This window comes from Alcanivorax sp. HI0044, from assembly GCF_001634945.1.
This window is the reverse complement of the sequence record NZ_LWEZ01000043.1, coordinates 1-1,030: the sequence shown is the minus strand read 5'-3', so window position 1 is coordinate 1,030 and position 1,030 is coordinate 1. Positions and strand designations below refer to the sequence as shown.

At 56.6% G+C, this 1,030-nt stretch carries 2 protein-coding genes; both read left to right on the top strand.

Features of this window, described 5'->3' with window-relative positions; genetic code table 11:
• The first annotated feature begins 348 nt into the window (after positions 1 to 348).
• Entirely contained in the window at positions 349 to 543 is a 195-nt protein-coding gene (locus A3730_RS00495; protein WP_063520383.1) for a hypothetical protein, read from the top strand.
• A gap of 104 nt (positions 544 to 647) precedes the next feature.
• On the top strand, positions 648 to 1,030 hold a 383-nt coding region (locus A3730_RS00490; protein WP_063537227.1), incomplete at its 3' end, for a hypothetical protein.

The window sequence follows — 1,030 nt, the reverse complement described above, 5'->3', positions numbered from 1 at the left end:
TTACGTTATTGCCAGCACCGGCGCGGTCTGCCGCCGTCTAGCTATGGCCAGTGACAACGGCATGAGCGTTAACGGTGGTGAGTTTATCCCCGGCGTGCATGTGGTGCCTTGCATCGAGGACGATTCCAGCGCCCCGGCCCTGCTGGNCTTCGCCTGTGACCGTATCGCTGTGGCGAATGGCGGCCTGTTCCTGACCCCTGCCACCCATGCCAGCGTTGAACTGGCAGAGAGCCCGACCAGCCCGGCGCAACTGACCAGCCTTTGGCAGACCAATATGGTTGGCGTGCTATGTGAGCGCCGTTTCCGTTTCCACCATGAATCCGAAGCCGTCGTGCAGGTGATGTGATTATGGCTTATTTCAATCCTACTCCCGAGCAACTGGACGCAATGGACAAGCTAGGGCTGAGCCCCAAGCTGGACGCCACACCAGAGAACATTGCTCGAATCGCGTTGATTCTGGATGTGCTGATTAAAGAGGCATACCCAGACATTGACCTGAGCGGAGAGAAGAAAGGCGTTCTGAGCAAGCTGTTCAAGCGCTGACCGAATTGGCCCTGATGCCCAACCGTTCAGGGGCTGGCTGCCATGACGCTGGCAATCGGCAATAGTTTCGGGCACAGGGCCACCCTATTAAGGGGGCGGGGCATATGCAAAACCTTTGCGAGCGTTTCCCAGAGCGCGCCAAAAGTCTCACGCAGATTCCCCGGTACACGATCAACTATGATATTGGAGAGCCGAACATGACGAGCGAAACACCGTCACACCTGACCGACAAAGGGCAGGAGCTGTTCAGTAAGTTGCAACAAGATTACGACATCTTCGATCCCGACGGCGTGGTTCTGCTCACCGCTGCGGTTGAGTGTTTCGACAGGGTTAACGAGTGTCGCGGGATTATCGCCAAAGAAGGGTTAACAGACCTAGACCGTTTCGGGCAGAGCCGCCCACACCCTTGCGTAAAAATTGAGAGAGACGCCAGAGCGCAAATGTTAGCCAGTATTCGCGCCCTGAATCTTGGGATTGAGACTCCGGT